The organism is Shewanella fidelis ATCC BAA-318 (assembly GCF_000518605.1).
GTDB classification, from domain to species: Bacteria; Pseudomonadota; Gammaproteobacteria; order Enterobacterales; family Shewanellaceae; genus Shewanella; species Shewanella fidelis.
The window spans coordinates 33,790-41,043 of record NZ_JADX01000026.1 but is presented as its reverse complement, the minus strand read 5'-3'; the positions used below and the strand labels follow the sequence as shown (position 1 = coordinate 41,043).

4 protein-coding genes are annotated in these 7,254 nt (G+C 41.5%); 1 reads left to right on the top strand and 3 read right to left on the bottom strand.

Features of this window, described 5'->3' with window-relative positions:
* The first annotated feature begins 753 nt into the window (after positions 1-753).
* Entirely contained in the window at positions 754-1,287 is a 534-nt protein-coding gene (locus L884_RS0113060) for a thioredoxin family protein (protein ID WP_028767926.1), read from the top strand.
* Between the two features lie 55 nt (positions 1,288-1,342).
* Here the strand turns inward: L884_RS0113060 and L884_RS0113055 are convergent, their stop codons facing one another.
* The 3 genes from L884_RS0113055 to rhlB all read right to left on the bottom strand — a co-directional run bounded on the left by L884_RS0113055 (position 1,343) and on the right by rhlB (position 7,021).
* Positions 1,343-4,336, bottom strand: coding sequence for a TonB-dependent receptor (locus L884_RS0113055; RefSeq protein WP_028767925.1), 2,994 nt, complete (start codon positions 4,334-4,336; stop codon positions 1,343-1,345).
* 449 nt (positions 4,337-4,785) lie between these two features.
* On the bottom strand, positions 4,786-5,697 hold the full coding sequence (locus L884_RS0113050) for a Ppx/GppA phosphatase family protein (protein ID WP_028767924.1): 912 nt from the start codon (positions 5,695-5,697) through the stop codon (positions 4,786-4,788).
* Positions 5,698-5,710: 13 nt separating this feature from the next.
* Positions 5,711-7,021 carry an ATP-dependent RNA helicase RhlB gene (gene rhlB / locus L884_RS0113045; RefSeq protein WP_028767923.1) on the bottom strand — a complete coding sequence of 437 codons (1,311 nt, stop codon included), beginning with the start codon at positions 7,019-7,021 and terminating at the stop codon, positions 5,711-5,713.
* Between the last annotated feature and the right edge of the window lie 233 nt (positions 7,022-7,254).

Sequence of the window (7,254 nt, the reverse complement as noted above, 5' to 3'; positions counted from 1 at the left end):
GCAAGTCCCGTGCTATCTAGCGTTACGCTAGCTAGCTGGCCTGCTGTGCCGTGTCAGTGGATGCGCATTATAGGGAGTTTTGATCTCAGTGCAAGCGCTTTTTGAAAGAAAAATCATGTTTTTTCAAAAAGATATTATAAGCACACCATACACACCACATACCCCCAGAGTTATCCACAAATAGTGATATTGTGGTTACTATTTATCCGCCGGGATATTGAGTCTAGTACAGTATTTTATTGTTGCACGAATTATTTTAAGCAGATCTGATTATTTAGTTTCGATTTTTTGTTTTTCGTTGTTGTAAGAAAACAGATTATGATTCTTTTCCATTAGTATAGTTACAGCGCTACAGTTCCAATTAAGCGCCAAGAGTAAAAACGTACTTATATAGTGCATATTGAGAATAGCGCCAGATCACTTTACCTATCTATCGCGATACCGTAGACCTTATCAACCATACTCACTTAACTCTAATTAATTCTATATGACTCTGCCTATCTCTACGTCATTTCTTTTAATCAGCAATCACTGCACTACTACATTTAACATTGCTCTTCCTTAAGCTAGCACAAACAGATTTTGAGGTTTGTTTCAGACAGTTTTAAGACTTCATAGTTTAGTTAACTATTCATAATGATTTTCTGATTAATAAAGTGATCCCTTTAACACTGCGGTAATTGTTAGCTTCACCCATGGGTTTGAGCATGTTTGAATAAAGCAACATCATTTCTTCTTGGTTAAGGTATTATCATGCACAATAACGTCAAAGCATTACTCGCAACCACACTATTATTTTTTAGCAGCCAAAGTATGGCAAATAGTGGCTGTGGATTTGAAGATAAACAAGACGGCTTTCTAGCAACATGCAGTGAGGAGAAACAAGAAGTGATTTTAACTGGTGCTGTAACACATCAACAGCTTGATGAATTCGACTGGTTTCATGATGAATATGCAAACTACAAATCTGATGCCAATGTTATCGCTCAATTGCAGCAAGTTGATACACCGACTGACATCACAGTCATCATCGGAACATGGTGTCCAGATTGTCACCGTGAAACACCTAGGTTTATTCGTATCATCGACCAGATCAATAATCCAAATATTAAGGTAACTTATATTGGAGTAGATAGAGCTAAGCAAGACCCTGAAGGCTTAGCGGCCAACTATGAGTTCACTCGTATTCCTACCTTTATTATTGAACAAGATAGTAAAGAAATTGGACGCATTGTTGAAAGACCTGAAGTCTCACTAGAAGCAGACTTGGCTAAGATTTTAAAATAGACCTTACAGTTATAGAAAAGGCCGCAACAGCGGCCTTTTTTTATTTCGAAGTTGCTTAAAACTCGTAGCGTGCAACCAACGAGAAGTAACGTTCTTCTTGACGGTCTGTCACCATCCCATAGTCAGGGTTTAGCTCAAGACCAGAGTCTCCATAACGAGCTCTTTCTTCATTGATATTTGTAGCTGAATCAGAGTTAAGAACATTATAAACTGTCCCTTTAATCGTGAAGTCACCTTCAAAGATCTCCGTCATATATGTTAATGATAGATCGATGTTCGTTACCCAAGGTAAATTACCTGCACTACCACGAGGAGCTGGATTACCATTTTCATCATAATGAGATGCTTGTCCATAGTAACGACTGATACAATCATCCCATGGATTACCAGCTGCACAGCTATCAACTCCTTCAGGGTGCACCGAGAAATAACTTTGTGGTCGACCCGAAGTTACGCGAGTAACAAAACCAAAAATCAATTCTTCTGTAATATCATACGCACCACTTAGCTTAAAGGCATGTCGATGGTCATTAGGTAAGTCACCATATGCATGATCCATCAAGTCACCATAGTCATATGATGTCGTCCAGCCTGGATCCGCTTGGTTATTATCGGTTTTAACTAAGCCTTCAGTATTACCGTAGCTATGAGACCAAGTGTATGAAGAGTTAATACGTAAATCATCAGTCACCGAACCGTCTAAAGTAAACTCTAACGCAAGGTACTTACGTTCTGCTTCAGGCAACGCCATTTCAGCGGCGCTTAAGTTGACATTATCAACATTACCATCGCCGTCAAAATCGTAAGAAATAGCGACATCTTCACCCGGATTGAGCAGAACATAGTAAGAACTTTGACCGACATTGTCGGTAATTCCTAACTCAGCAAGTTTTTTAGATAATACTGGACCAACATCTGTATCTTCGACACTACGCCCAAGATCACGATAAATACCACGAACACCAGCGGTCATAGTGTCAAATACTTCTTGCTGGTAGCCCAATGTGAACTCATCTGAATACATAGACTTTAGTGAAGAAGAGGCAATTAAACCAGGTTCGGTAATTCCTTTCTGACGATACCAACGATCACGTAGCATTGCACCACGGCTTGGAGAACCATCAGCTGTAATCACAGGGTGACCATCGCTATCCAACTGATCAAGTTCAAAATATTCAAACCACTCAATAGACGACGATCCCTGAGTAATATTCATGTTTGCCGATACGGGCTGGAAATAACGACCATAGGTCGCAAAAACTTTTGCTTCTCCATCACCAAATACGTCATAAATTGCTTGAACACGAGGAGCGAATTGATCTTCCATTTTCACATATGAGCGACCATCAGATACGGTATTTTCAAATTCGCTATAACGCAGTCCTAAATTAAGCACTAAGTTATCTGTCGCTTGCCATGAATCATTAATATAGAAAGCCATTGATGTTACATCAGAGTCGGTAAAGCGCTCTCTAACACGGCGTTCAATATAATCTGCACCCTCAACTTGACCTGAATTATCGTCTGCACCAGCGGTGTAAACTGACCACCACCCCTGCGCATCACCAATACCATTTTGCGAAGAGCTGTAATCAACTTTAACCTTTGTGTAATCAACACCAAATTGAATAGAGTGGTCTTCTAGATCCCAACTGAAATCAACCCGTGCTTGATCACGAGTATAATGCTCCTCAGAAACTGAAGAATTAGTATGCTGACTGAGCGTGGTGGTGCCATCTCGGAAATCCCAGACACCAGGATCGGTTGAAGCTACAACGTTCTCTACATCTTCTTGAACACGGCCAACCACTGCTGATACAGAGAAGGTGTCAGACAAGTATCCGTTGTAGTTCAAACTATAGACTTTGCCACCATCTTCACCTGGAGCATCAACACCTTGCTTTTCACCTACTATATTTGTTTCCCAATCGTATGCATAAGTCTTATTGGTCCAAGTGCGCTTATTATTCATTGCAGAGAAACCAATAGAATGATCATCTGTCATGTACCAATCTAACTTAGCAAACCAGCGATCCTCTTCACGGTCCTTACTAGTTTTTGTAGTTTGTCCTGCCCACTCCGACTCTTCTCGTCTTGGTGCAAATAAACCATAAAAGAACAACGAGTCTTCAACTATCGCACCGCTAGCCCATAACTGTAACTCTTTAAAATCATAGCTATCCTGCTGTGTATTAGTGTCTATCTCACCGTTAGATTGGTAAATGCTATCTTGACTAGCACGTAAAGATGATGGATCCCAACGAGCTTCTGCACCGAACTTAAACTCATTTTCGCCTGACTTAGATACCGCATTAACAATACCACCAAGTGCACCACCAAACTCTGGGCTTACTCCACCAGTTTTAACTTGAGTTTGCGATATAGCTTCCCAAGGTAAACGAATCGATCCCAATCCCGTTCTGATACTTGTTACATTAAGGCCGTTAAAGTAATAACCATTCTCAGCAGCAGATGAACCACCAAAACTAGACGCTCCCTTGAAAGCTGAGCCACCAGGAGCGGCAGTACCAGGAGCTAATAGCGCAATACTCTCAAAGCCAGTGTTAACTGGCATTCTTTGTAGCTCATCTTGGCTAAAGGTTAAACCTGAAGTTGAAGATGCTGTATCAACCCTACGGATCATGCTGCCCGTAACTGCTATTCGTTCAACATTATCTGTACCTGCATCGTACAATTGCCCATCAAGAATAACGGATTGACCAATGCTAACCCTTACCCCATTCTCCTGACTTTGCTCATAACCATTTTTGCTGATCGTAATATCGTATTCACCAACTGGAACATTACGCAAAAGGTAGTCACCTTTCTCATTGGTCTCAACCGTAAACACTAAGCCCTTAGTTTTATGCTTTAGCGTAATAGTTGCGTTAGATAGGTTACTACCAGATGCATTGACAATGTGGCCTTTAACAATACTGGTATCCGAGGCAATTGCTGCAGGTGCGGACACAAATAGCACTGAGCCCACCGCAAGTGCGGCCAACGTCTTTTTCGGCGAAAATCGCGCCAAAGCGTTACTTCCTGACATAGTTTACTCTCCCTTAAATCTTCTTTTAGTTAGCGCTCAGCCAAAATATTCATTAGTGGTTTTGAACGAAAAACAACCAAGCGCAACAAAACCTTAACACTTATCACATATTTTATACAATATGCTTTATGCAAAAAAATTATTGTTCTAGGAGGGTATAAAAAGGAGACTGCATGAAATAAGTAAGAGACGAGGCAGCTAACAGCTTATATTTGTTATTGAAATTACAAAGAGGAAGCTAAAACTTGTTAGTTACAAATCATTAAGAAAAAATTAGCCAACTTTAAGAGTTACGTTGCTTATACGAGAGCAATCGTAATCACCTGGCTGATAGGGCTAGGACATCAAGACTCAAAAGTTACAAATGTCTTAAGTAAAATATACGGATAGAAGAGTAGAACTATAGGTATACTTAGATTTTGGCAATCAGAGTGATTGTTGATATCAAATCAAGATTGGCAGGCGAGTAACTGCAATACACCTTCACGCAAGGCCCCACCTGAAAGATAAAGCTTTTCAATCTCCAGCAACTCAAACAATGCCAATAGAATGGCAACTCCGGCTGCAAATGTTGGCGCTCTTTCAGGGTTCAAGCCTGAAATACTCAACATTGACTCATCGGATTGGGACAAGATCTCTCGTTTTAAATCAGATAAGACCTCTAAGGTGATCACGCTCGATAAACCACGGTGATTAAGTAACTCAACCACAGACTGCACGCTACCTGAAGCGCCAACTGCACAATGCCAACCCAAGCGCTTAAGTGCTGATAACTGTTCACCGAGCACTGTCTTTACTCTGGCTTTAGCATCATCAAAGTCGAGTTGTTGCATAGGGAAATGGCTAAAGAATGACTCATTAAACGTCACACAGCCCATAGGTAAGCTAGTTTTTAGCAGGATGCTTGTGCCATCACCGATAATAAATTCGGTACTCGCACCGCCGATATCAATAACAAGCCGCCTTCCTTCTCCCGCTGTAGTAGCGACCATGCCTTGGTAAATCAGCTCAGCTTCACGCATACCAGAAATGATCTCTATTGGATAACCCAGCACGGGTAAAGCACGACGACAAAAGTCATCTGAATTTGAGATCTTACGTAATGTTGCAGTAGCAATCACCGCAACATTGCCTGCAGATACCCCCTCTTTTTTGAGCATATCTGCAAACATGGCAAGACAATCTAAACCGCGTAATAACACCTCTTCACTGAGCGAACCATCTTTTTGGATCCCTTCAGCCAAGCGCACTTTACGTTTGTACTTAGCAATAACTTTAGGTTGCTGACCAACGGTTTGTGCAACCAGCATATTAAAACTATTTGAGCCCAAAGTAATGGCTGCATAAAGAGGTGCTGTCATTACGTGTTATCGCCTATGAGTGTCTACGGTTTCTGTCATGACGACGCTGACCACTGCGCTGGCCACCTTGAGGACGGCTATTGCCTTGGGCACGCGTATTCCGAGTATGAGTGCTAGGCTTACGATGAATTTTCACTGGTGGTGGAATATCATCTAGCAGGGCACTGCTGTCGTATGAAGTGACCGGAATCGAGTGCTGAATATAAGTCTCGATTGCTGGTAAGTTAAGCGCATACTCTTCACAAGCAAAACTCACTGACACGCCTTTTTGACCCGCACGACCAGTACGACCAATACGGTGTACATAGTCTTCACAATCATCAGGCAGATCGTAGTTATACACGTGTGATACATCTGAAATATGTAATCCACGGGCTGCTACGTCAGTTGCAACCAGGATATCGATCTCACCTTTGGTAAACTGCTCAAGAATACGTAAGCGCTTCTTTTGTGGTACATCACCAGTTAGCAAGCCTGCGCGATGTCCGTCTCCCTCAAGCCAACACCAGACTTTTTCGCAACTGTGCTTGGTATTTGAAAACACGATGGCTTTTTCTGGCCAGTCTTCTTCAAGTAAAGACAATAACAAAGGCATCTTCTCCTCCATCGATGGATAGAAGATCTCCTCTTTAATGTTCTTTGATGTTTTCTCGTTTGGCGCAATCTCTACTTTCTCAGGGTCATTCATGTGGTCATAAGCAAGCTCTTGCACTTTCATAGAAAGCGTTGCAGAGAACAACATGTTTAAGCGTGACTTTGCATCAGGCATACGTCTAAACAAGAAACGGATATCTTTAATAAAGCCCAAATCGAACATACGATCGGCTTCATCTAGCACTACAGCTTGAATAGCACTCACGTTCACAACACCTTGACGAACATAATCAATAATTCGCCCAGTGGTGCCGATAAGCACATCAACGCCTTTATCCAAGACTTTTAACTGCTGCTCGTAGCCTTCACCACCATAAACAATCCCCACTTTTAAGCCAGTATGTTTAGCCAATAATTTAGCATCTTTAGCAATTTGGATAGCCAACTCACGCGTTGGTGCCATGATAATCGCACGAGGCTGGTTTAGTTGACGCTCTGCTGGGATGGGAGTTGATAATAGGTGATTAAAGGTTGCTACCAAAAAGGCCAGCGTTTTACCTGTACCTGTTTGTGCCTGACCAGCTATATCTTTTTTTTCTAATAAAATCGGTAACGATAAAGCCTGAATTGGAGTACAAAATTCAAATCCAGCTTCGTTAAGTGCTTGTTGTACTTCATTATGTAATGGGAAGTCAGCAAACTTTTGTGTAGATAAATGTGTTTCGCTCATAGCGCAGGCTTACCTGTAAAGGTTGCAATAAAAAACTCGATCGATTGAAATAGCGATGGCATTTTATCACGAAAAATTGGTGCACTCTCGGAGAAACGTTTACCACGATATTTTTGGCATCAGTGACGGAATGATTTATTCCCTCAATATATTTTTATGATGCAATGAAATTTAAGCGTGATTACCGCGTTCTCTTAGGACAATTTTAAACGCATCAAGCGTTAAACGTCGTT

Excerpts from the sequence above, each read along its gene's own strand:
- L884_RS0113060 (WP_028767926.1), top strand. The coding sequence starts at position 754 with ATGCACAATAACGTCAAAGCATTACTCGCAACCACACTATTATTTTTT.
- L884_RS0113055 (WP_028767925.1), bottom strand. The coding sequence starts at position 4,336 with ATGTCAGGAAGTAACGCTTTGGCGCGATTTTCGCCGAAAAAGACGTTG.
- L884_RS0113050 (WP_028767924.1), bottom strand. The coding sequence starts at position 5,697 with ATGACAGCACCTCTTTATGCAGCCATTACTTTGGGCTCAAATAGTTTT.
- rhlB (WP_028767923.1), bottom strand. The coding sequence starts at position 7,021 with ATGAGCGAAACACATTTATCTACACAAAAGTTTGCTGACTTCCCATTA.